The sequence below is a fragment of the Nocardia aurantia genome, from assembly GCF_009604425.1.
In the GTDB taxonomy this organism is placed as follows: Bacteria; Actinomycetota; Actinomycetes; order Mycobacteriales; family Mycobacteriaceae; genus Nocardia; species Nocardia aurantia.
In genome coordinates this window covers 37,449-59,132 of sequence record NZ_WEGI01000001.1, presented here as the reverse complement: position 1 = coordinate 59,132, position 21,684 = coordinate 37,449, and the positions used below count along the sequence as shown (strand labels likewise).

Genomic DNA, 21,684 nt, shown 5'->3' with positions numbered 1-21,684 from the left:
GGTCCGCCGACGGCTCCGAGCAGCCCGTACGGGACGGACCCGCCTGTCTCAGAGGTCCCGCTCGGAGACGATGCCGCTCTGCAGCGCCAGAGCGGCCAGCTTGACCCGCTTCTGATTCTGCGGCAGATCCTCGACGCCGAACTTGCCGAACAATGCGCGCAGATGCGTCTTGATGGCGTCCACGCTGAGGAACAGCTCGCTGGCGATCTGCTGGTTGGAGGCGGGGGTCGCGAACCCGGCGTTGTTCTTGTACGGGCGGCACAGCGCGATCAGGACCGCGCGCTGGGTATCGGTGAGCGAGCGCAGGGTGGGCAACGAGCCGGAGGACGTACGGGTCGCGTCGTCCACCACGCCGCTGAAATCGTGGAACGACATCATCGAGGTGCCGACCCGGATCCGGTCGCCGGCCACCAGCCGGCGCCGGCCGACCAGCCGTTCGCCGTTGACGAAGGTGCCGTTGCGGGACAGACCGTCGTCGACGATGGTCCAGTGCGCGCCCAGATATTCGATCGCCGCGTGCAACCGGGAGACCTCGGCGTCCCAGGACAGCGTGACGTCGGCCTGCGGGGAGCGCCCGATGGTCAGGCGCTGCCGATCCGGAGAGAGCACCAGTTCCTGCGGCCTGCCCGTGTCGTCGGTGAATCGGAGGAATGATCCATGGAAGGCGGTCACTACAGCGTTACCTCAGGCTGCCCGACCCAGCGACGTGTGCGCACGGTTTCCATGGTGCCGCGCGACCCCACGCCGAGCAAGATCGCACCCCTTGTGCGACCGGAGGACACATGCCCCGGTTATGCGGAAAGGGAATGAAATTACCGCCACCGCCCGGGTCACCACGATTCCTCCGGGCGGTAGCGGCGGAAAGCCGCTAGCTGCGGCCGACCTCCTTGTTGTAAGCCTCGGTAATGTCCGCCGAGATACGGCCGCGCGCGGAGACCTTGTGTCCCTTACGGCGCGCCCATTCGCGAATTGCGGCGCTCTGTTCGCGATCCATCGACACCCGGCTCTTGGGCGCTCCGGTGCCGGTGCCGGCCGGCTTGCTGCGACGCCGGCCGCTGACCCGGCGCGCGTTGGACACCCACTCCTCCAGCCCGTCGCGAAGCTTTGCCGCATTTGCCGCGGACAGGTCGATCTCGTACGACACACCGTCGATCGCGAACTCGACGGTCTCGTCCGCGATGGACTCACCGTCGACATCGTCGATCAGGCTAACGGTGACCTTCTTTGCCATGAGATGAACGTCCTCTCGAAATCGTGCGACCCGCTAACCGGGGCCGATACCCGAGTTGAGAATACCTCGAATTCCGAGATTTCCAACACGAAGATTCGACTTTCGATTCAAGTGACTGTCAGCGTGCCGCCGGACGCACAATTGGGAACAGTATCGTTTCCCGGATTCCGTGCCCGGTCAACGCCATCAGCAAGCGATCGATTCCCATACCGGTACCGGTCGTCGGCGGCATGCCCTGTTCCATCGCGGCGAGGAAGTCCTCGTCCAGGCGCATCGCCTCGTCGTCGCCCGCCGCGGCCAATCTCGCCTGATCCATGAACCGCTCGCGCTGAATCACGGGATCGACCAGTTCCGAATAGCCGGTGGCCAACTCGAAGCCGCGCACGTACAGATCCCACTTCTCGGTGACGCCCGGCTTGTCGCGATGCTGCCGGGTCAACGGTGACGTCTCCACCGGGAAGTCGCGCACGAAAGTCGGCGCGTAGAGCTTGTCACCGTAGCTGTGCTCCCACAGTTCCTCGACCAGTTTGCCGTGGCCGTAGCCCTTGCCCTCGGGAATTTCCAGACCCACCCGATCGGCCAGCGACAGCAATTCCGGCACCGTCGTTTCGGGGGTGACCTGCACACCGAGCGCATCGGACAGCGACGGGTACATCTCCACCGTCGTCCACTCGCCGCCCAAGTCGTATTCGGTCCCGTCCGCCAGCGTGACCACGAGTGTTCCGTACGCCTCGCGGGCAACCTCCTGGATCAATTCACGCATCATCCGCGCGGAATCGTCGTAGGTGCCATACGCCTCGTATGTTTCCAACATGGCGAACTCCGGCGAATGTGTGGAGTCCGCGCCCTCGTTGCGGAAGTTCCGGTTGATCTCGAAGACCTTCTCGATACCACCGACCACACAGCGCTTCAGGAACAGCTCCGGCGCGATACGCAGGTACAGATCGATGTCGAGCGCATTGGAATGGGTGACGAACGGCCGGGCCGCGGCGCCGCCGTGCAGCGTCTGCAGCATCGGGGTCTCCACTTCCAGGAAACCTCTGCGCTCCAACGCATTACGCAATGCCCGCACCACCGCCACCCGGGTGCGCGCCATTTCCCGCGCCTCCGGCCGCACGATCAGGTCCACATAGCGTTGCCGGACCCGTGCCTCCTCGTTCATCTCCTTGAAGGCCACCGGCAACGGGCGCAACGCCTTCGCGGCCATCGACCACGAGTCGGCCATGACGCTCAATTCGCCGGTGCGGGAGGTGATCACCTCACCGTGCACGAATACGAAGTCACCGAGGTCGACATCGGCCTTCCAGGCGGCCAGCCGATCGGGCCCGACACCGGCGAGGCTGATCATCGCCTGCAACTGGGTGCCGTCGCCCTCCTGCAGAGTCGCGAAACACAACTTGCCGGTATTGCGCATGAATATGATGCGGCCCGCGACGCCGGCCTCCAGGCCGGTCCGGGTATCCGCCGCGAGCTCCGGATAGGCGGCCCGAATTTCCGCCAGCGTGTGCGTGCGCGGCACCACCACGGGATATGCCTCGCCGCCGGACTCCAGCAACCGCTCCCGCTTCTCCCGGCGAATCCGCATCTGCTCGGGCAGCTCGACTTCCGCTGCGGCAGGACGGGATTGCCCGGCAGGTACGCCGTCCCGGTCTCGACCGGACGAAGGGGGGTTCGCGTTGCTCACGGAGAACCAGCCTATCCTGCGCCCGAAACCCATTTATGCGCGGGCGAGCGCGGCCGAACCGGTAACGACTCCGTATCGCTTCGGGTACGAATTTACAGCGAAGCCAGCGTGTTGACCTCGCGCGCGAAATGCGGCGACCGCGCCGCGACCGACAACAGGCCGGCCGCCTTCAATGCCTGATAGCCGCCGACGAGATCGGTGGAACGATGCAGGCCCAGTTGTTGCAGGGCCGCCGCGGCCAGGCTCGAGGTATAGCCCTCGGAGCAGACCACGATCCATTCCACCTCGTGGTCGGTGGCCAGCGACAACCGGGCCGAACTGGTCGGATCCAGCCGCCATTCCAGGACATTCCGCTCGATCACCAGCGCGCCCGGCAGCGTGCCTTCCTTGACGCGCTGTGCCTGCGGCCGAATATCGACCAGCAGCGCGCCGCGGGCGACCGCCTGCGGCAATTCGAACGAGTAGATCCGGCGCAGTTGTGCCCGGGCGTTCTCCAGCATGCGATCGATGGTCAGGTGGGTCATTTCACATCGCCTTCGGGCTGATCGGTGAGCACTGTCCGGGTCCGCCGCAGCGACCCGTGGCCGGTGATCTCGTAATAGGACATGGCGGTCAGCGGCGGCGAGTAGGCGTGTACCGACAGGGTCGGGTCCTGCGGCCCACCCGGGCCCGCGAGCTGGTCGGGGGCGCGCACCACGTCGTGCACCCACCCCAGCGGAAACGAGGCCTGGTCGCCGGCGGACAACGTCCGCTGTCGCAATTCCCTTCCATTCCAACGGAATTCCGACAATGCGCCACCGAGTACGGTGAGCGCTCCGAGCGAACCGGCATGGTCGTGCAATTCGGTGGATTTGTCCGGCACCCAGCTGATCAGCCAGACGTCGACCTCGTCGTCGGACTGCAGCCGCGTGGCCCACCGGTTCGCCGTGGGCCAGGCCCCACCGGCGGGCAGCAGATGGTCGTACCGGCCGGCCAGCACATCCTCGGCGCCCTCGTCGGTGAGCCGCAGCAGATCGGCCGGCCGCAACCGGGTGGGCAGCGCCGAGGCCACGGGTCGATCGACGACATCCGACGGCAGCGGGCGCGCACGCACCAAGGGGGTACCGGCCACCAACGGGGGTGCGGTCACGGTGACGGAACGAGCGGAAGAAACAGAAGAACGCATGAGCGAATCTCCAGGAGAAGTGGACGACCGGGGCAGATACGAAGCCCCGACATCGGCCGAGGCGAATCAGCCTCGACAACACTCCTGGGAGATCATGCGCTTGAACACGGATGCGAGCTTAGCAGTATCCACGGCGGCGTGCCGATACCCCTGTGGCGAATCCGACACCGGAGCCGGTCAACGGCGTCGCTGCTGCTGATTGCGCTCGTAGACCAGGCGCAGGCCGTCCAGCGTCAGATGCGGTTCGTGATGTTCGATGGTCTCCGATTCGGGCACGATCAGCGGCGCGGCCGCGCCGGTCGCCACCACCGCGACGTCGTCGCCGACCACCGCGTCCAGCTCGTCCCGGATGCGATCGATCAGCCCGTCGACCAGCCCGGCGAAGCCGAAGATCGCGCCGGACTGCAGGCACTCCATGCTGTTCTTGCCCACCACCGACCGCGGCCGGGCCAGTTCCGCGCGGCGCAACGCGGTGTTCGACACCAGCGCCTCGGTCGCCATCTCCACGCCGGCCGCGATGCTGCCGCCGAGGAATTCGCCCTTCGACGACACCACGTCCACACAGGTCGCGACGCCGAAATCGACCACGATCGCCGCCGAGTGGAACCGCTGGTACGCCGCCAGGCAGTTGACGATCCGGTCGGCGCCGACCTCCTTGGGATTGTCGACCAGCAACGGAATCCCGGTCCGCACACCGGGTTCCACCAGGACGTGCGGCACCTCGGCCCAGTAGCGGCCCAGCATCGTGCGCAGTTCGCGCAGGACCGGTGGCACCGTCGACAACGCGGCGACCCCGACCACCTGGTCCAGCCGCTCGCCGAGCAGCCCGCGCACCTGCATCGCGAACTCGTCGGCGGTGAGCAGTGGGTTGGTGTGCACCCGCCAGGTGCGGGCCAGTTTCGCGTGCGATCCGCTGCCGGTGAAGACGCCGAGGTTGATGCTCGTCGTCCGGACGTCGATGGTCAGCAGCATGGCGTCGCGCCTCGCCCGCGGATCAGGCGACGGTCAGCGAGCGGGGCGAGGACAGCCCGGAGCCGTCCGGCGCGTGCGCCGGGTCGGTGCCCAGATCCACCGGGCGGTTGCGCTCGTCGACGAACACCACCCGCGGCGCGTATTCGCGCACCTCGGCCTCGTCCATCATGCCGTACGCGATCAGGATGACCAGATCGCCGGGATGTACGAGATGTGCTGCGGCGCCGTTGATTCCGATCACGCCGGAGCCGGGCTCACCGGCGATCACGTAGGTCTCGAGCCGGGCGCCGTTGTCGATGTCGACGATGCAGACCTGCTCGCCCTCGAGCAGATCGGCGGCCGCCATCAGATCCGGATCCACCGTCACCGAGCCGACGTAGTGCAGGTCGGCGTGGGTGACCGTGGCGCGGTGGATCTTGGACTTCATCATGGTGCGCAACAACGTCGTCGCCTCTCTCGATACGGAACGGCCGGTCAGGCCGGGGTCGTGGGATGGCCGTCGGCCGACACCCCGACCGTCACGGACAGATTGTCGATGAGCCGGGTGGCGCCGACCCGCGCGGCGACCAGCAACCGGGCGTTGCCGCTCCAGCCCGGCGCGCCGACCGGGCCCAGATCGGCGGCGCGCAGTTCCAGGTAGTCGACGCCGATCCCGGGCGCCTGATCGAGCACGGCCCGCGCGGCGGCGACCACCGCCTCCGGTCCGAGCCCGGCGGCGTGCCGGCCCGCGGCCAGCGCCGCCGACAACGTCGCCGCCAGCTCCCGCTGCGCCGGATCCAGGAATCTGTTGCGCGAGGACATCGCCAGCCCGTCGCGCTCGCGGACCGTGGCCACCGGCACGATCTTCACGTCGAAGTTCAGGTCGCGGACCAGCTGCCGGATCAGCGTCAGCTGCTGATAGTCCTTCTCGCCGAAGAACGCCTCGTGCGGGCGGGCGATCTGGAGCAGTTTCGCGACGACGGTCAGCACCCCGGCGAAATGGCCGGGCCGGACCGCGCCCTCCAGTTCGGCGCCGAGCGGACCGGGCTCGATGGTGGTCCGCGGGCCGTCCGGATACATGCCGGCCGGGCTGGGCGCGAAAACCAGCTCCACGCCCTCGCCGCGCAGCAGATCCACATCGGCCTCGAGGGTGCGCGGATACCTGCCGAGATCCTCGTTCGCGCCGAACTGCAGCGGGTTCACGAAGATCGAGACGATCACCACCTGGTTGGTGCGCTTGGCGCGGCGGACCAGTTCCAGGTGCCCGTCGTGCAGGGCGCCCATGGTCGGCACCAGCGCCACCGTGCGGCCCACCGCGCGCAGCGCGTTCGACACGGCGGCGAGCCGGGCCGGATCGTGCAGCACGGTCAGTTCGCCCGGGCGATAGCTCGCGCGCAGGGTGACAGGGTCGGCCGTCAACGGTCCTCCAGCAGGTCGATGAGGTCGGGATCGGACCCGGCCAGCTCGGCCGTGCGCAGCGACAGCGCGCGGTAGCCGGCGGCCAGCCGGGGATCGAGGGTGGTGAGGGCGTCCAGGTGCGCGGACACCGCGGCGACGTCACCGCGCGCCACCGGCCCGGTCAGGGCCGACGGGCCGCGGCGCAGCGCGTTGTCCAGCGCGGCCGAGGCCAGCGGCGCGAGCATCCGCTCGGGCAGGCCGCCGGGTTGCCCGTCGACCAGCGGCTGCCCCAGCAGGCCCGGTCCCACGAGCGCGGACCGCAGCGCGGCGACCGCGTCCACGATCAGCGTGACCAGGTGATTACTGCCGTGGGCGAGCGCGGCGTGATACAGCGTGCGGTGTTCCTCGGAGACCCGCACCGGCTCCCCACCCATCTCGATGACCAGGGACTGCGCGATCGCGTAGCCGATCTCGTCGGCGGCGGTGATCCCGAAACAGGCGTTGCCGAGGCGAGTGAGGTCCTCGTCGTGACCGGTGAACGTCATGGCCGGATGGACGGCCAGCGGCAACGCGCCGAGTTCGGTCAGCGGGGCGAGGACGGTGATCCCGTTGGCGCCGGAGGTGTGCGCCACGATCGTGCCGGGGCGGACCACGGCGGCGGTGGCCAGCCCGGATACCAGGCCGGCGAGTTCGGCGTCCGGCACGGCCAGGACCAGCAACTCGCTGCGCGCGGCCACCTCCTCGGCGGGCAGGATCCGCGACTCGGGCAGCCGGGTGCGCGCCCGGCGCACCGAGGCGTCGGATATCGCGGACACCCCGAACACCACATGGCCGGCCCGCTCCAGCGCGGCGCCCAGCGCCGAACCCACGCGTCCCGCCGAGACGATTCCCACCGTCAATCGTGCAGGCGCAAAGTGACTGGAGGTCACCGATGTCCTCTCGGAATGATGCTGCGACACAGTTCCAGTCCCGCGAATGCGCAGGTACCGGACTTACCGAGTCGAGGATAGGCGTGCGGCCGCGCGCACGGCCAGCACGGGCACCGTGATGTTCGCCTCACGAACGCCCGGCCTCTCCGCGACGATCAGCGGCCTGAACCAGGCCTCACCGTTTGGTGTCGTCGTCCTGCTCCGACCGGAGGTTGGCCATGATCTCGGCGACCGAGAGGCGGTGGGTGCTGTCCTCCGCGCCGCGGCGGCGGCGCCTGGCCCCGGGCGTGCCGATCGGTGTGCCCGGAGCGGCCTGGTTCGAGGGGGCCGGCGAACGGGTCGGCGAGCTCTCGTCCCGGAGGTCGTGCCAGGCGGTGGCCGCGGGTTCGGCCGACGGTTCCCGGGGCATCGGTGGTGCGGCCGGGGCCGGTTCGTCACGGGCCGGTTCGGCGTCCGGGGCCACGCTCGGCTCCCGGGTCGCGCCGCGATCCCAGATCGCCCCGCCGCGCGGCGCTTCGATCGGCCGGGCGGGCTCGGTCACCGTGGCATCCCAGGCTTCGCCGATGTTCTCCGGCCGGCGGCCGTCCCGCGCGCTGTCACCGGACCAGGCCGGACTTCCCGCGGTGTCCCCGAGCGGATTCGCATCACCCGGTTCCCAGGCCGCGTTCCGTGCCGGATTCACGGTCGGATCATCGTGGGGCCGAGCCGTGTTCCGCGCCGGGCCCGTGTCGTCGCGTGACAGGTCACCGGCCCAGGTCGCACCGTTCTCGGCGGTGTCGCCCCAGCGCGATTCCTTCCGGAAGTCCCGCTCCTCGCGGGGTTCCGGGCGCCGCAGCGGCTCGACCACCGGACGGGACGGGCCCAACCCCTCGAGCGGGTCGAACGGATCGAAGGTCGCGGACCGATAGGCGTCGAAGCTCGCGAAGGTCTCCGACGCGTGCGAGTCGAGGAAGGCCGCGAAGGAGATGTCGGAGGGATGCGGGTCGGCCGGCGCCTCGGGCGCGATCTGCTCCGGCGGCACGATCGACGTCTCGGCGGTCACCGGATCGTCGAAGGGGCTGGCGAACGCGGGCGGCTCGGGGTGATCGGGCTCGAAGATCGGCGTCATCGAGATCGGCGACATCGGCGGCGCATTCCAGGGATCCCAGTCGGTTTCCGTGTGGTTATCGTTCGCCGACGACGCGCTCGTCAATTCCTGGATCCGGAACGCGTCCGCGTGCAGGGCGGGCCGGTGAGCCGGCTGTACACCGTCGAACAGCCGCTGCAGGTTCTCCCGCAGGACCACGAGTTCGGCGCGCAGGGCGGCGAGTTCCTCCGACTCGGCGCCGACCTCCTCACGGACCCGGGATTCGACGTCGTGCTCGAATTCACGCCGCGCGCTGATCTCGCGTTCCAGCTGCAACTGATAGACCTTCTGCAGGTCACGTGCCTTGGCCCGGTCGTCGGCCGACTCGCGGCGATACCTCGTCGCGGCGATCGCGCCGATCACGGCCGCCCACAGTGCGGCCACCAATCCGATCCGTACCAACTGCAGGTTGTTGCTGAAGATCAGGAACACACTGGCAATCAGACCGAGCAGAATCAAAAGTCCGAGAACGAGTTTCCCCGTGTCTCCCCGGGACTGCCGGGAAGCACTGCTACGGGAGGGTGGAGCCATGCCCGCAAGGGTAGCCTGCTCAGCTGAATCCGGCTCGTTTCTGATCGGTTGACTAGGAAGGCATCGATAACTATGCGGTAGCGGATTCGTCCGGTGGCTCGCTGGGCGCGCGACAGCAATACTCCAGCCACAACGCGGCCGCCACCAGCGCCGCGCCCGCGATCAGTCCGACGATCGCGCCGGGGGTGTCGGACGACGCCGCGTGCAGACTGGACCGCTGCGGATACACCCACACCAGGAAACCCAGCCACACCCCGCCCGCCAGCGACCCGACCTGCGCGGACGCCTTCGCCAGTGCCACCGCCCGGGCCACGGTGATCGGATGCAGCTGCCGGGGACCGTCGCCGATGCGCTCGTCGCCGACCCGCGCGCGGATCACGAAGCCCAGCACCGCTTCCAGGGCGGCGACCGGATACAGCGAGGCGCCCGCGATCACGCTGATCGGCGGGAACGTCGAGTACGCCCATCGGGTGGCGATCCACGCGACGACCGCGGCGATCAGCACGTTCGCCGTCAGGTCCAGCGCCCGCGTCGGTTTCATGACGTTCACCGCGAGACCGCCCCCAGCGTCAGTTCGGTACGCCGCACCCCGTCCCGTTCGGCGGGGTCGAGTGCGGCCAGCAACTCCCGCACCGGCCGGGGCCGGCCGTCCACCTCGAGCACGGCGTCCGGCTCCGCCGCCAGCCACGGAACCAGGACGAACGCGCGGTGCCAGGCCTGCGGATGCGGCAGGATCAGCGCCGGATCGGCGCTGTGGACCGGCGTCGCCGGACCGCCCGCGAGATCCGCGGTGGCACAGGTGATCACGTCGACGTCCAGGGTCCGGGCGCCCCAGCGCACCTCGCGGACCCGGTGCGCGGACTGCTCCAGCTCCTGGCCCCGGCGCAACCACTCCCACGGCCCGGCATCCGGATCGTCCACGACCAGAACGGCATTCAGATAGTCGTCCTGTTCCACGCCGCCCCAGGGGGCGGTGGTGTAGACCGGCGAGACCGCTACCAGCCACGGCGCGAACGCGTCGACGACACCGCGCAGGTGCGCCTGCCGATCGCCGAGATTCGACCCGATCGACAACACCGCGCGGCTCACGAGCCCGCCTCGGTGGCGCGGCCGCGGGTGGTGATCACGCGGACGTCGGCGAAGGTGTGCGGAATCGGCGCCGAGGGTTTGTGCACGGTCACCTCCGCGGCCGCGATGCGCGCGTCCGCGGCCAGGACGGCGTCGGCGATCTCCGACACCACGGTCTCGATGAGGTCGCGCGGCGGGCCCTGCACGATACGCACCGCCAATTCGGCCAGCATGCCGTAGTCGATGGTGGCGGCGAGATCGTCGGTGGCCGCGGCGGCCGCGAAATCCGTCGAGACGGTGATATCGACGACGAATTCCTGGCCGTCCCGGCGCTCGTAATCGAACACGCCGTGATAGCCGAACGCGCGCAGGCCGCGCAGTTCGATCCGATCGGTATTCACCTGACTCCCTGTCGCCGTCGATCCGCGTCGATCGCGCTCGTACCCCTGCCGCCCGTACCCGCCGGGGCGCGGTCGCCCGTCCACTCGCCCGCCGGCTCGGTGCCGCCGCGCCGCCACGCATCCGTGACCGCGAGGGCGTCCAGCGTCGAGCGCACGTCGTGCACCCGGACGCCCCACGCGCCGTGCCACGCGGCGAGCGCCGAGACGGTCGCCGTCGCCACCTCGCGGCCGTCGGCCGGGCGCGGGGTCGCCGCGGCGTCCGGCTCGGCCAGCAGCGACCCCAGGAAACGCTTCCGGGACGCGCCGACCAGCACGGGTAACCCCTGTTCGATCAGGCTCGGCAGGGCGTGCAGCAGGGTCCAGTTGTGCTCGGCGTTCTTCGCGAAACCCAGGCCCGGGTCCAGGACCAGCGCGCTCGGATGCACCCCGGCCGCCAGCGCCAGGTCCACCTGCGCGGACAGTTCCTCGATCACCTCGGCGACCACATCGTCGTAGTGGTCGGCCGGGCCGAGATGCCGGTAGTCGGCCGCCGCCCGCCAATGCATGAGGATCCACGGGATCCGGGCGTCGGCGACGACCCGGACCATATCCGCGTCGGCCCGGCCACCGGAGACATCGTTGACCACCGAGACACCCGCCTCGATCGCGGCCGCGGCCACGCTCGCCCGCATGGTGTCCACGCTGGTGGGCACGCCGGCCGCATGCAGTTCCCGGATCACCGGGGTCACCCGGGCGGCCTCGGCCGCCGGATCCACCCGCACCGCACCGGGCCGGGTGGACTCGCCGCCGACGTCGATGATGTCGGCGCCCGCCCGGTACAGCCGGATACCGTGCTCGACGGCCAGCACCGGATCGAGGTATCGGCCGCCGTCGGAGAAGGAGTCGCTGGTCACGTTCACGACTCCCATGACCACACAGGACCGTCCGGCGCGAGGCGTGATCAGCGGGATCATGGGCAGTATCTTTGCCTATCCGTTTCTGCCTGTCGCGGCCGGTATCCGGCTGTCGCGACGCCTATTTGCGGAGAATGAGATCGAGCGCCTCGGCACGCGAGGCCGCATTGGTCTGCAGCAGTCCGCGCACCGCGGAGGTGGTGGTGCTGGCGCCCGGCTTGCGGATGCCGCGCATCGCCATGCAGAGGTGTTCGGCCTCGACCACCACGATCGCGCCACGCGGGTCCAGCTTGCGCATCAGCGCGTCCGCGATCTGGCTGGTGAGCCGCTCCTGCACCTGCGGCCGCTTCGCGTAGAGATCGACCAGCCGGGCGAGTTTCGACAGACCCGTCACCCGGCCGTGCGTGCCCGGGATGTACCCGACGTGCGCGACCCCGTGGAACGACACCAGGTGATGTTCACAGGTCGAGTACATCGGTATGTCGCGGACCAGCACCAGTTCCTGATGTCCCTCGTCGAACGTCGTGTTGAGCACCGCGTCCGGCTCGGTGTACAGGCCGGCGAACACCTCGCGATAGGCCCGTGCCACCCGAGCGGGGGTATCGACCAGCCCCGGACGATCCGGATCCTCGCCGACGGCGATCAGTAATTCCCGGACCGCCGCCTCGGCTCGATCCTGATCGAAGGGGCGGCCGCTGTCGAGCGCTATCGGCCCGGAAACGACACGGTTGTTGACCGACACTCGAGAACCTCCAAAAATCCCGGGTACCGGCAATCTCTCGGCACCCCGACCTTCGAGCGTAACCGCAGCCGCTCAGTGGCGGCCGTTCGGACCGTCCCAGTCGTTCGACTCACCATCTCCGTTCGGCGCGGGCCGGCCGGACTGGTCCTGATCCGGGCGGCTCCAGCCGCGACCGTAGCGGGCGCCACCGGCCGGCGCCCAGCCCGCGGAGGGCTGACCACCCGGATATCCCTGACCGCCGTACCCCGGCGGCGGACCACCGGCGTTACCCGACTGCCCGCCCTCGGCCTCCTCGGCGGGCGGCCAGCCCGGCGCCGACCAACCGGCCGGGGCGCCGTAGTCCGGCCGCGAGCCGTGGGTGCCGCCCGGACGCGGATACGTCTGCGTGGCGCCGGGCGCCGGATACGGCTGCTGGGTCTGCGGTGCGGGCACCGGATAGCCGAAGGCCGGCTGCCGGCCGCCGTCGCCGTGCCCGACCGGGACCGGTGCGGTGGCGGGAACGGGGGTCTGGCCCTCCGGCGGCCACGGCTCGCCGCGCTCGGCGGCGAGTTCCCGGGGCGTCTTCACCGGCGGGCGGTCCGACGGGGTGCGCTCGCCGAAATCGTTGAACGCGGTGATCCGCGCCCGCTTCTCGACCGTGGACAGCACACCCTCGAGTTCCTTGCGGTGCAGCGTCTCCCGTTCGAGCAGCGCGGTGGCCAGCGAGTCCAGCTCGTCGCGGTACTCGTTGAGGATCGCCCACGCCTCGGTGTGCGCGGCCTCGATGAGGTTGCGCACCTCCTCGTCGATCTCGCGGGCGACCTCGTGCGAATAGTCCGAACCCGTGCCCATCGACCGGCCCAGGAACGGGTCGCCCTGCTCCTGGCCGTAGCGGACCGCGCCCAGTCGCGCGCTCATGCCGTATTCGGTGACCATCGCGCGAGCGATCTTGGTGGCCTGGTCGATATCGGAGGAGGCGCCGGTGGTCGGCTCGTGGAAAACCAGCTCCTCGGCGGCGCGGCCGCCCATCGCCATGACCAGCCGGGCGATCATCTCCGAGCGGGTCATCAAGCCCTTGTCGTCCTCGGGGACGGTCATGGCGTGGCCGCCGGTGCGGCCGCGGGCCAGGATCGTGACCTTGTAGACCGGCTCGATATCGGGCATCGCCCACGCGGCCAGGGTGTGACCGCCCTCGTGATACGCGGTGATCTTCTTCTCGTGCTCGCTGATGATGCGGCTCTTGCGGCGCGGGCCGCCGATAACCCGGTCGACCGACTCCTCCAGGGAGGCGCCCGTGATCACGTTGCCGTGCTCGCGGGCGGTCAGCAGCGCCGCCTCGTTGATGACGTTGGCCAGATCGGCGCCGGACATGCCGACCGTGCGCTTGGCCAGCCCGTCCAGATCGGCGTCGGTCGCGATCGGCTTGCCCTGCGAATGCACCCGCAGGATGGCGCGGCGACCGGCCAGGTCCGGATTGCTGACCGGGATCTGCCGGTCGAAGCGGCCCGGGCGCAGCAGCGCCGGGTCCAGGATGTCGGGGCGGTTGGTGGCAGCGATGATGATCACACCGGTGCGGTCGCCGAAGCCGTCCATCTCGACCAGCAACTGGTTCAGCGTCTGCTCGCGCTCGTCGTGACCGCCGCCGAGGCCCGCGCCGCGCTGGCGGCCGACCGCGTCGATCTCGTCGACGAAGATGATGCAGGGGCTGTTCTGCTTGGCCTGATCGAACAGGTCGCGCACTCGGGAGGCGCCGACACCGACGAACATCTCGACGAAGTCCGAACCGGAGATGGTGAAGAACGGCACACCCGCCTCGCCGGCCACGGCGCGCGCGAGCAGCGTCTTACCGGTACCGGGGGGGCCGTACAGCAGCACGCCCTTCGGGATCTTCGCGCCCAGCGCCTGGTAGCGGGCCGGATTCTGCAGGAAGTCCTTGATCTCGTAGAGCTCCTCGACCGCCTCGTCGGCGCCGGCCACGTCCCCGAACGTGGTCTTGGGCATGTCCTTGGTCAGCTGTTTGGCCCGGGACTTGCCGAAGCCCATCATGCCGCCGCGGCCACCGCCCTGCATGCGCGCCATCACGAAGACGAACAGGCCGAGCAGGATCACCATCGGCAGCACGAACAGCAGCACCTGGGTGAACCAGCTGTCCTGCTTGACGGTGGTGTTGTAGGGCGCCCCGGAGTCCTGCACGTTCTTGAGCACCGTGGCGGCGACCTCGCTGCCGCCCGGGTACTTGGCGATGATCTGGGACGAGCCGCCGGTCGCATCGGTGCCCTTGTTCAGGGTGATGCGCAGCTGCTGTTCCTTGTCATCGATCTGGACCTGCTTGACGTTGGGCTTGTCCTGCAGCTGGCTGAGCGCCACCGATGTATCGACGTTCTTCCAGCCGCGCGTGTCGTTGCTGAAATAGCTGACCAGATAGATCACGAGCAGAATGCCCGCGACTATGGCCAGGTTGCGAAACACTGTCTTGCGGTTCATAGAGCGTCGGCCGGCGGGCCAGTCCTTTCCGGTGACTTCCGGGGGTGCGTGCCTACTATGCGTGCGATCGGGGTGAACGTGCAGCGGTTCGGTACTCGTTCGCTCGATTCCCGCCGACTGCGACGGAAAAGGATGCGGACAAGCCACGTTACCGCGTACGGTCTACTCGATACATCGCGCAGTTCGGCAGCTGATGCAGTTCAAGAGGTGAACGGGCGGGGATTGTTTCTGGTTCCCGACCCGCACCGGGTCCGACCCGGACAGACGCTGCCTCTGTCCACCCGAGTGCCCTTCAATCATGGCATGCGGGTTCTATTGTGAGCGACAACACAACAAGAGCGCAGGGGGTATGGACATAGTCGAGCTACGGACACCCACAGCGATTCTGCGACACGGCGACGGGCGGCTGACCGTGCTGCGGCCCGGCACCGACGGCGAGCGAGTGCTCGACGTACCGGTGTCCGAGCTGCTGAAGGTCCGGCTGAACCGTCGCGCCGACGACGCCGTCGTCATCGAGATCTACCTGCGATACCCGACACCGGTGCTGACCGGCATCCCGGCCGACCGGACGCCACTTCCGGTCCTCATCGCCGAGCACGACGTGCCGGCGGCGATGGTCATCGTGGAGCGACTCAACTCCCAGATCCTGGAGACCCAGCGCATCGACATGTCCATGCCGGACCTGACGCCGCCCGCGCCGGAATGGGGCCGCAACGGGCCGCTGCGCGCGGACGTCGACCGGGCGGTGAAGCGGATGGCCCCGCAGCGCGACACCCGGGCCGCCGTCACCGCGCTGCATCGGCTGGTCGCCGCCGACGAGTTCGCCCTCGAGACCGCCGTGGTGGTCACCGATTCCGACACCGTCCCGCCCCCGGCCGGGCGCGGGGTGCTGGCCGCCACCACCGAGCGCATGCTGTTCGTGCCGATCGGGGTGGATGCCCGGCACGCCTACGAGATGCCGGTCGCGGCCCTGATCTCCGCCCAGCCCACCGACGATTCGGCGCCGGGCAGCGGCGGCGACTACGGCATCGACGTCTTCGACGGCAATCTGACCCTGCACTTCACCGGGACCGATCGGGCCGACACCGACCGGGTCGTCGGCGCGCTCAACTTCGCCATCCAGCGGTCCTCCGCCGAAGGAGCGGTCGCCGTGCCCGATCCGGGGGTGGCGCAGTTGTACTCCGAATGGGATCTGCTGGTGGAACGGCACTCCCTCGGCATGGTCGACGACGCGCAGTTCCAGCGGTACGGCCGCGGGATCCTGCGCTCCTTGCCGGACTGACCGGCGCGCTACCGGTTATTCGGCCCGGCCGGTGGCGTGCACCCCGCTGCGCAGCCCGATCCGCCGCCACGGGCTGGTCGGCCGCTGCCACAGTCGCAACAGCTCGAGCCGCCGGTCGAGACCGCCGGATTTCAGCTCGGCCAGATCCTCACACGCCTGCCAGTACGTCCAGCCGGTCAGATAGGAATCGCCGAACTGCCGCCAGTTGCGGTACCGGCTCTGGGCCGGCGGCAGGGCGCGCATGACGTACTCCCAGGCCACGTCCGCGTCCAGGTAGCCGGCGGTGAAGGCCATCCGGGCGACGGCGACCACCCGGGCCAGATCCCAGGCGGCGATGTCGGCGGGCAGCGGCTGGGTCAGATGATCGGTGAGCCCGAGTTTGATCGCCTGCGACCAGATGTCGTAGTCGCGGACCAGCGCCTCCGGATTGTCCATCCCCCGGAACGAGCCCACCTGCCGCAGGAAGGCGCGGTGCCGGTCGGCGCGTTCGCCGAACCGGTCCCGTTCCGGCGAGTTCACCGAGGCCGTCACCAGTGGATGCACCAGTTCGTAGAGCGGCGCGTGCATCCCCTCCAGCAACTGTTCCATCGATGCCATCGCCTGGGCGCCGTCGGTGATGCCCCAGGCGCCGGTCAGCGTGTCGATGGCCAGCTCCCGCCGGTCACCGAGCGGGTGCTGGCGTTCGGGCCCGAGCAGCAGCGCGTCGTGGAAGGCGTCCCAGCGCGCCGAGTAGAAGGCGCCCAGGGACAGCGCCCGCAGCTCGTCGTCGGATACCTGCGCGCCGGACCAGTGGTCGTCCTCCCGCCGATCCAGCTCCTCGTACGGAAACGTGGTCAGGGTCGGCACGTCGCGGGCAGCAGCCATCCTCCGATTGTGTCTCATCGATCTTGTTCGAGCACGGTTTTCGGTCTCCGCATCGCGTCGGCGGTTTGACAACACGATAATTTCGAACCTGCTCGTTCTCGGCTGACGCAGGTGGCCGCAGAGCGCTACTCTCGGCGCCATGTGCAGAAGTATCACCGTCCTGCGCGGGCTCGAGCCCCCTGCCACCGAGCAGGAGATCTACGCCGCGGCTCAGCAGTACGTACGAAAGGTCGGTGGCCTGTCCGGGCTGTCGTCCACCACCAAGCCCGCCTTCGACAAGGCGGTGGCGGCGATCGCGGCCGCGACCACCACGTTGCTGGCGGAACTGCCGGAGCGCCGGGTACCCCCGTCGACCGAGCCGCCGCTGCGACGGCTGGCCGCCGCGGACTGATCCGCCGTGGCGACAGCGGTGTTCGCCGGTCTGGCGACGCTGGACATCGCCTATGCCGTCCCGAGCTACCCCGCGGAGGACAGCAAGACCCAGGCCACCGGCCAATTCCTCGGCGCGGGCGGGCCCGCGGCGAATGCCGCCGTGACCTACGCGCACCTGTCCGGCCGGACACCGGCGCTGGTCACCGCGCTCGGCGCCCATCCACTCGCGCGACTGATCCGTGACGACCTCACATCGTGCGGGGTGACCCCGCACGATGTGACTCCCTCCGGGACGCACTCGCCGCCGGTGTCCTCGATCGTGGTCGCGACCGGGGCGGCGACCCGGACGATCGTCTCCATGGACGGCGCGGAGATCTCCGCCCGCTTCGATCCCACGCGGCTCGGCGCCCTGGACCGGGCGCGGATACTGCTCGTCGACGGTCACCATCCGGAACTCGCGGTGGGATTCGCCGCCGCCGCGCATCGGGCCGGGATACCGGTCGTGCTCGATGCGGGACGCTGGCGCCCGGTGCATCCGGATCTGCTGCCACTCACCACCGTCGCGATCTGCTCGGCCGCCTTCGCACCGCCCGGCACCGGCGGCGACCCGGACGCGGTCTTCGATCATCTGCGTCGGCGGGGTGTGCGATACGCGGCCATCAGCCGGGGCGCCGCACCGATGCCGTTCCGCGCCCCGGACGGCGCGGGCCGACTCGTGATGCCCCAGGTCGACGCGATGGACACTCTCGGCGCCGGCGATATCCTGCACGGCGCCTTCTGCCACTATTTCGTTGCGGGACAACAGTTTCCGGAGGCATTGCGCAGTGCCGCCACGGTCGCCTCGGCATCGTGCCGCTATCTCGGCACCCGGGAGTGGATGCGGCACCGGATACCCCAGCCGCGCTGATCGCCGCGGTTCGCGGCCGCATTGCCGGTGGTGGCCGGCGCCGGCAGCCGATTTCTCAGCCATACGCGAGCGGCGTGGGCACAGCTCACACCGTCGGCATATGCGCGGCGCTCTTTCAGCCGCGCCGGCCGGCAGCCACGATCCGGTATCTCGCGGCGTCGGCATGCAGTATCAAGTCCGCACGATCGCGGGTCAGCGCGACCAGTTCGGCATTCGGGAGATCGGTGCGTGTCACCTTGTCCCGGGCCGATTCCGCGTCACGGCCGCCGCGGCGATGCCGGTCCAGCAGCCGCTCGGTGCGCAGCTCCGCCGGGGCGTCCAGGTACCAGACCTCGTCCAGGCAGGGCCGGACATCCGCCCAGCCCGCGCGATCGTGGAGCAGGTAGTTGCCCTCGGTGAGCACGATCCGCAGGTCGTCCAGAACGATCCGGTCCGGTACCGGTTCGTGCAGATCCCGGTCGTAGGCGGGCCAGCGCAATGCCCGGCCCGTCGGGGTGTCCCGCGCGGCGCGCAAGCGGTTCACGTACCCGGCCACGTCGAAGGTGTCCGGTGCGCCCTTGCGTTCGGCGAGCCCACGTGCGGCCAGTTCGGCATTGGTGAAATGGAATCCGTCCATCGGCGCCACCCCCGCCACCGGTGCGCCGCCCTGCCGGTCGATCTCGTCCCGCAGCATCGCCGCGAACGTGGACTTGCCCGCCCCTGGCGGACCGGCGACACCCAGTACGAGCCGGCCGGGGCGATCTCCCACCGCCGACCGTACCCGAGCAGCCAACTGCGACAAGGACATCCAGACGTACGACACGGTATCCTCACAATCGTCGGGAGCCGCCTGCGAGCGAGCATTCCGAGCGGCACACGGACCTCGCCGAGGCAGTGCCGCCACTCCGGTCCATACCCATCGAATCACGCCGACAAGCAGGTCGGACCAGAGCCGCACACCGCGGCAGGACCTGCGTACGCGGCACCTGAGCCACGGAATCGTGGCCGCACGACACCGCGCACACCTCCGTCCGTATTCGATGAGTACCCCGCATGAGCGGGAGGCAGCCGGGTAGAGCGGCATTGCCGCCGCCGACCGGGGTCCCCGGCTCATCTGCCGCACAACCGTTAGAGCCGAGCTATCGACAGCACGTGGTTCGGCCAATAACGTCCGAGCCGATGTGATTCGTCGCTCCGCGCAACGCTCGATATCGGCCCGGCCAGCCCAATGAGCGAAAGGTGCATGTCGTGACCACCACCAGCGACACCTCGGCGGACAACGTCACCTCCGGCCGCGGTGAGACCGTGGCGCCGCCGGGCTACGAGCTCTCGGACCTGCCCGGTCCACTGGACCGCGAGGAGCTCGAGACGCTCGATGCCTGGTGGCGGGCCGCCAACTACCTGTCGGTCGGGCAGATCTACCTGATGGCCAACCCGCTGCTGACCGAACCGCTGGCCGCGGAACACATCAAGCCGCGGCTGCTCGGGCATTTCGGCACCGTACCGGGGCTGAATCTGGTGTGGGCACATGCCAACCGGGCGATCCTGGAACGCGATCTGCGCGCGGTGTTCGTCGCCGGGCCCGGGCACGGCGGGCCAGGACCGAATGCGTGCGCCTGGCTGGAGGGCACGTATTCGGAGTTGTACAGCGCCATCTCCCAGGACGCGCGGGGTATGCGGGAGTTGTTCCACCAGTTCTCCTTCCCCGGCGGCGTGCCCAGTCACTGCGCGCCGGAGACCCCCGGCTCGTTCCACGAGGGCGGTGAGCTGGGGTATTCGCTGCTGCACGCCTACGGCGCCGCCCTGGACAATCCGGATCTCACGGTGTTCTGCGTGATCGGCGACGGTGAGGCCGAGACCGGACCGCTGGCGGCGAGCTGGCACGGCAACAAATTCCTCAGCCCGGCCCGTGACGGCGCGGTGCTGCCGATTCTCGCGCTCAACCAATACAAGATCGCGAATCCGACCGTGCTGGCCCGCATTCCCGAATCCGAGTTGCTGGCGTTGTTGCGCGGCAACGGTTACGACCCGGTCGTGGTCGGCGGCAGCGATCCGACCGCGGTGCACCAGGCCATGGCGACGGCGCTGGACACCGCCCTGGACCGGATTGCGGAGATCCAGCACGCCGCACGGCTGCGCCACGACGACCAGCGGCCGGCCTGGCCGATGATCGTGCTGCGCACGCCGAAGGGCTGGACCTGCCCGCCGATCGTGGACGGCGAGGCGGTCGAGGGGACTTTCCGCGCGCATCAGGTGCCGCTGTCCGCCGCGCGCGCCGACGCGGGGCACCGCACGGTGCTGGAACAGTGGTTGCAGTCCTATCGCCCGCAGGAGTTGTTCGACCCGATCGGGCATCCGCTCCCGCAGTTGCTGCGGCTGGTCCCGCCGGGCGATCGCCGGATGAGCGCCAACCCGGTCGCCAACGGCGGCACGGTGCTGCGCGATCTGCGGTTGCCGGATTGGCCCGATTACGCGGTCGAGGTGCCGGCGCCGGGCGCGACGACGCACGAGGCGACGCGGGTGCTCGGTGGCTTCCTGCGCGACGTGACCGCCGCCAATCCGGACAACTTCCTCACCTTCGCCCCCGACGAGCTGGCCAGCAACCGGCTGCAGGACATCCTGACGGTCACCGGCCGCGACTGGCAGGCGCAGATCGGCGAGTACGACGAGCATCTGGACCGCGCCGGCCGCGTGATCGAGGTGCTGTCCGAGCACATGTGCCAGGGCCTGCTGGAGGGTTATCTGCTGACCGGCCGGCACGGCGTGTTCACCTGTTACGAGGCGTTCATCCACATCGTCGACGCGATGTTCAACCAGCATGCGAAATGGCTGGACGCGAGCAGCCGGGTGCCGTGGCGGCGACCGCTGGCCAGCCTGAACTATCTGCTCTCGTCACATGTCTGGCGGCAGGACCACAACGGCTTCACCCATCAGGATCCGGGCTTCCTCGACGTGGTGCTGAACAAGAAACCCGAGATCGTCCGGGTGTACCTGCCGCCGGACGCCAACACCCTGCTGTCGGTGTACGACCACTGCCTGCGCTCACGGCACTACGTCAATGTGGTGGTGGCGGGCAAACAGCCACAACCGGATTGGCTGTCGGCGGACGAGGCCGCGACGCACTGCGCGCGCGGCATCGGGATCTGGCAGTGGGCCGGCCACAACGACGATCCGGGCAGCACACCGGACATCGTGCTGGCCTGCGCCGGCGACGTACCGACGCTGGAAACGCTCGCGGCCACGTCGATCCTGCGGGAACGCCTGCCGCAGTTGCGCATTCGCGTGGTGAACGTGGTCGATCTGATGCGGCTGCAACCGCGCGACCAGCATCCGCACGGACTGCCCGATTCCGAATTCGACACGCTGTTCACCCGGGACCGGCCGATCCTGTTCGCCTTCCACGGCTATCCGTGGCTGATCCATCGGCTCACCTACCGCCGCACGAACCACGCCGGCATGCACGTGCGCGGCTATCAGGAGAACGGCACCACGACAACACCTTTCGACATGGTCATGCTCAACAACATGGACCGCTACCATCTGGTGCGGGATGTGGTGGACCTGGTGCCGGAGCTGCGCGAGACGGCGGCCGGACTGCGGCAGGACATGACCGACGCCCGGCTGGCCGCCCGGGACTGGACCCGCCGCCACGGCGAGGACATCCCGGAGGTCACGCAGTGGCGCTGGCACTGAGCGCG

General features: G+C 69.4%; 22 protein-coding genes. 4 read left to right on the top strand and 18 right to left on the bottom strand.

Going from position 1 to position 21,684, the window contains the following annotated elements:
- Positions 1-48 precede the first annotated feature (48 nt).
- The 16 genes from NRB56_RS00295 to ftsH all read right to left on the bottom strand — a co-directional run bounded on the left by NRB56_RS00295 (position 49) and on the right by ftsH (position 14,582).
- Positions 49-672: an FHA domain-containing protein gene (locus tag NRB56_RS00295; RefSeq protein ID WP_406603416.1), complete on the bottom strand. Its 624-nt coding sequence runs from the start codon at positions 670-672 to the stop codon at positions 49-51.
- A gap of 196 nt (positions 673-868) precedes the next feature.
- Positions 869-1,231, bottom strand: a complete 363-nt coding sequence (locus NRB56_RS00290; protein ID WP_153338494.1) for a histone-like nucleoid-structuring protein Lsr2 — start codon at positions 1,229-1,231, stop codon at positions 869-871.
- A gap of 118 nt (positions 1,232-1,349) precedes the next feature.
- Positions 1,350-2,816 (bottom strand): lysine--tRNA ligase, encoded by a 1,467-nt coding sequence (gene lysS / locus NRB56_RS00285; protein ID WP_153338940.1) that lies wholly within the window; start codon positions 2,814-2,816, stop codon positions 1,350-1,352.
- Positions 2,817-3,007: 191 nt separating this feature from the next.
- On the bottom strand, positions 3,008-3,439 hold the full coding sequence (locus NRB56_RS00280; RefSeq protein WP_194290680.1) for a rhodanese-like domain-containing protein: 432 nt from the start codon (positions 3,437-3,439) through the stop codon (positions 3,008-3,010).
- Positions 3,436-4,080, bottom strand: coding sequence for a cupin domain-containing protein (locus NRB56_RS00275; protein WP_227837031.1), 645 nt, complete (start codon positions 4,078-4,080; stop codon positions 3,436-3,438). Before NRB56_RS00275 ends, NRB56_RS00280 begins: the two co-directional genes overlap by 4 nt.
- 177 nt (positions 4,081-4,257) lie before the next feature.
- Entirely contained in the window at positions 4,258-5,052 is a 795-nt protein-coding gene (locus NRB56_RS00270) for a type III pantothenate kinase (RefSeq protein ID WP_153338493.1), read from the bottom strand.
- A 22-nt stretch (positions 5,053-5,074) separates the two neighbouring features.
- Complete coding sequence (gene panD, locus NRB56_RS00265; protein WP_153338492.1) at positions 5,075-5,494, bottom strand: aspartate 1-decarboxylase; 420 nt, start codon at positions 5,492-5,494, stop codon at positions 5,075-5,077.
- Between the two features lie 32 nt (positions 5,495-5,526).
- Positions 5,527-6,450, bottom strand: a complete 924-nt coding sequence (gene panC, locus NRB56_RS00260) for a pantoate--beta-alanine ligase (RefSeq protein ID WP_153338491.1) — start codon at positions 6,448-6,450, stop codon at positions 5,527-5,529.
- A complete protein-coding gene (locus tag NRB56_RS00255) occupies positions 6,447-7,358 on the bottom strand; it encodes a Rossmann-like and DUF2520 domain-containing protein (protein WP_319942354.1) in 912 nt (303 codons plus the stop codon). Before NRB56_RS00255 ends, panC begins: the two co-directional genes overlap by 4 nt.
- 175 nt (positions 7,359-7,533) lie before the next feature.
- Complete coding sequence (locus NRB56_RS00250) at positions 7,534-9,015, bottom strand: DUF6779 domain-containing protein (RefSeq protein WP_153338489.1); 1,482 nt, start codon at positions 9,013-9,015, stop codon at positions 7,534-7,536.
- A 70-nt stretch (positions 9,016-9,085) separates the two neighbouring features.
- The gene (locus NRB56_RS00245) at positions 9,086-9,556 is read right to left on the bottom strand and encodes a DUF3180 domain-containing protein (RefSeq protein ID WP_153338488.1); all 471 of its coding nucleotides are present in this window, start codon (positions 9,554-9,556) and stop codon (positions 9,086-9,088) included.
- Positions 9,557-9,561: 5 nt separating this feature from the next.
- Complete coding sequence (gene folK, locus NRB56_RS00240; RefSeq protein ID WP_319942353.1) at positions 9,562-10,104, bottom strand: 2-amino-4-hydroxy-6-hydroxymethyldihydropteridine diphosphokinase; 543 nt, start codon at positions 10,102-10,104, stop codon at positions 9,562-9,564.
- Positions 10,101-10,484: a dihydroneopterin aldolase gene (gene folB / locus NRB56_RS00235; protein WP_319942352.1), complete on the bottom strand. Its 384-nt coding sequence runs from the start codon at positions 10,482-10,484 to the stop codon at positions 10,101-10,103. The genes folK and folB overlap by 4 nt, the downstream gene beginning before the upstream one ends.
- The gene (folP, locus tag NRB56_RS00230) at positions 10,481-11,437 is read right to left on the bottom strand and encodes a dihydropteroate synthase (RefSeq protein ID WP_153338487.1); all 957 of its coding nucleotides are present in this window, start codon (positions 11,435-11,437) and stop codon (positions 10,481-10,483) included. Before folP ends, folB begins: the two co-directional genes overlap by 4 nt.
- A gap of 61 nt (positions 11,438-11,498) precedes the next feature.
- A complete protein-coding gene (gene folE / locus NRB56_RS00225; RefSeq protein ID WP_319942351.1) occupies positions 11,499-12,119 on the bottom strand; it encodes a GTP cyclohydrolase I FolE in 621 nt (206 codons plus the stop codon).
- Between the two features lie 72 nt (positions 12,120-12,191).
- Entirely contained in the window at positions 12,192-14,582 is a 2,391-nt protein-coding gene (gene ftsH, locus NRB56_RS00220) for an ATP-dependent zinc metalloprotease FtsH (protein ID WP_153338485.1), read from the bottom strand.
- Between the two features lie 349 nt (positions 14,583-14,931).
- Here ftsH and NRB56_RS00215 point away from each other — a divergent pair, with 349 nt between their 5' ends.
- A complete protein-coding gene (locus tag NRB56_RS00215; RefSeq protein ID WP_153338484.1) occupies positions 14,932-15,864 on the top strand; it encodes a hypothetical protein in 933 nt (310 codons plus the stop codon).
- 15 nt (positions 15,865-15,879) lie between these two features.
- Here the strand turns inward: NRB56_RS00215 and NRB56_RS00210 are convergent, their stop codons facing one another.
- The gene (locus NRB56_RS00210) at positions 15,880-16,728 is read right to left on the bottom strand and encodes a DUF1266 domain-containing protein (RefSeq protein WP_153338483.1); all 849 of its coding nucleotides are present in this window, start codon (positions 16,726-16,728) and stop codon (positions 15,880-15,882) included.
- Between the two features lie 139 nt (positions 16,729-16,867).
- Here NRB56_RS00210 and NRB56_RS00205 point away from each other — a divergent pair, with 139 nt between their 5' ends.
- Together NRB56_RS00205 and NRB56_RS00200 are read left to right on the top strand one after the other, a co-directional pair.
- A complete protein-coding gene (locus tag NRB56_RS00205; protein ID WP_019931655.1) occupies positions 16,868-17,119 on the top strand; it encodes a DUF2277 domain-containing protein in 252 nt (83 codons plus the stop codon).
- 6 nt (positions 17,120-17,125) lie between these two features.
- Positions 17,126-18,007 (top strand): PfkB family carbohydrate kinase, encoded by an 882-nt coding sequence (locus tag NRB56_RS00200; RefSeq protein WP_319942350.1) that lies wholly within the window; start codon positions 17,126-17,128, stop codon positions 18,005-18,007.
- A 115-nt stretch (positions 18,008-18,122) separates the two neighbouring features.
- Here NRB56_RS00200 and NRB56_RS00195 read toward each other — a convergent pair whose 3' ends face one another.
- On the bottom strand, positions 18,123-18,794 hold the full coding sequence (locus NRB56_RS00195; protein ID WP_153338934.1) for a nucleoside/nucleotide kinase family protein: 672 nt from the start codon (positions 18,792-18,794) through the stop codon (positions 18,123-18,125).
- A gap of 497 nt (positions 18,795-19,291) precedes the next feature.
- Here NRB56_RS00195 and NRB56_RS00190 point away from each other — a divergent pair, with 497 nt between their 5' ends.
- A complete protein-coding gene (locus NRB56_RS00190) occupies positions 19,292-21,679 on the top strand; it encodes a phosphoketolase family protein (RefSeq protein WP_319942488.1) in 2,388 nt (795 codons plus the stop codon).
- Positions 21,680-21,684: the final 5 nt, after the last annotated feature.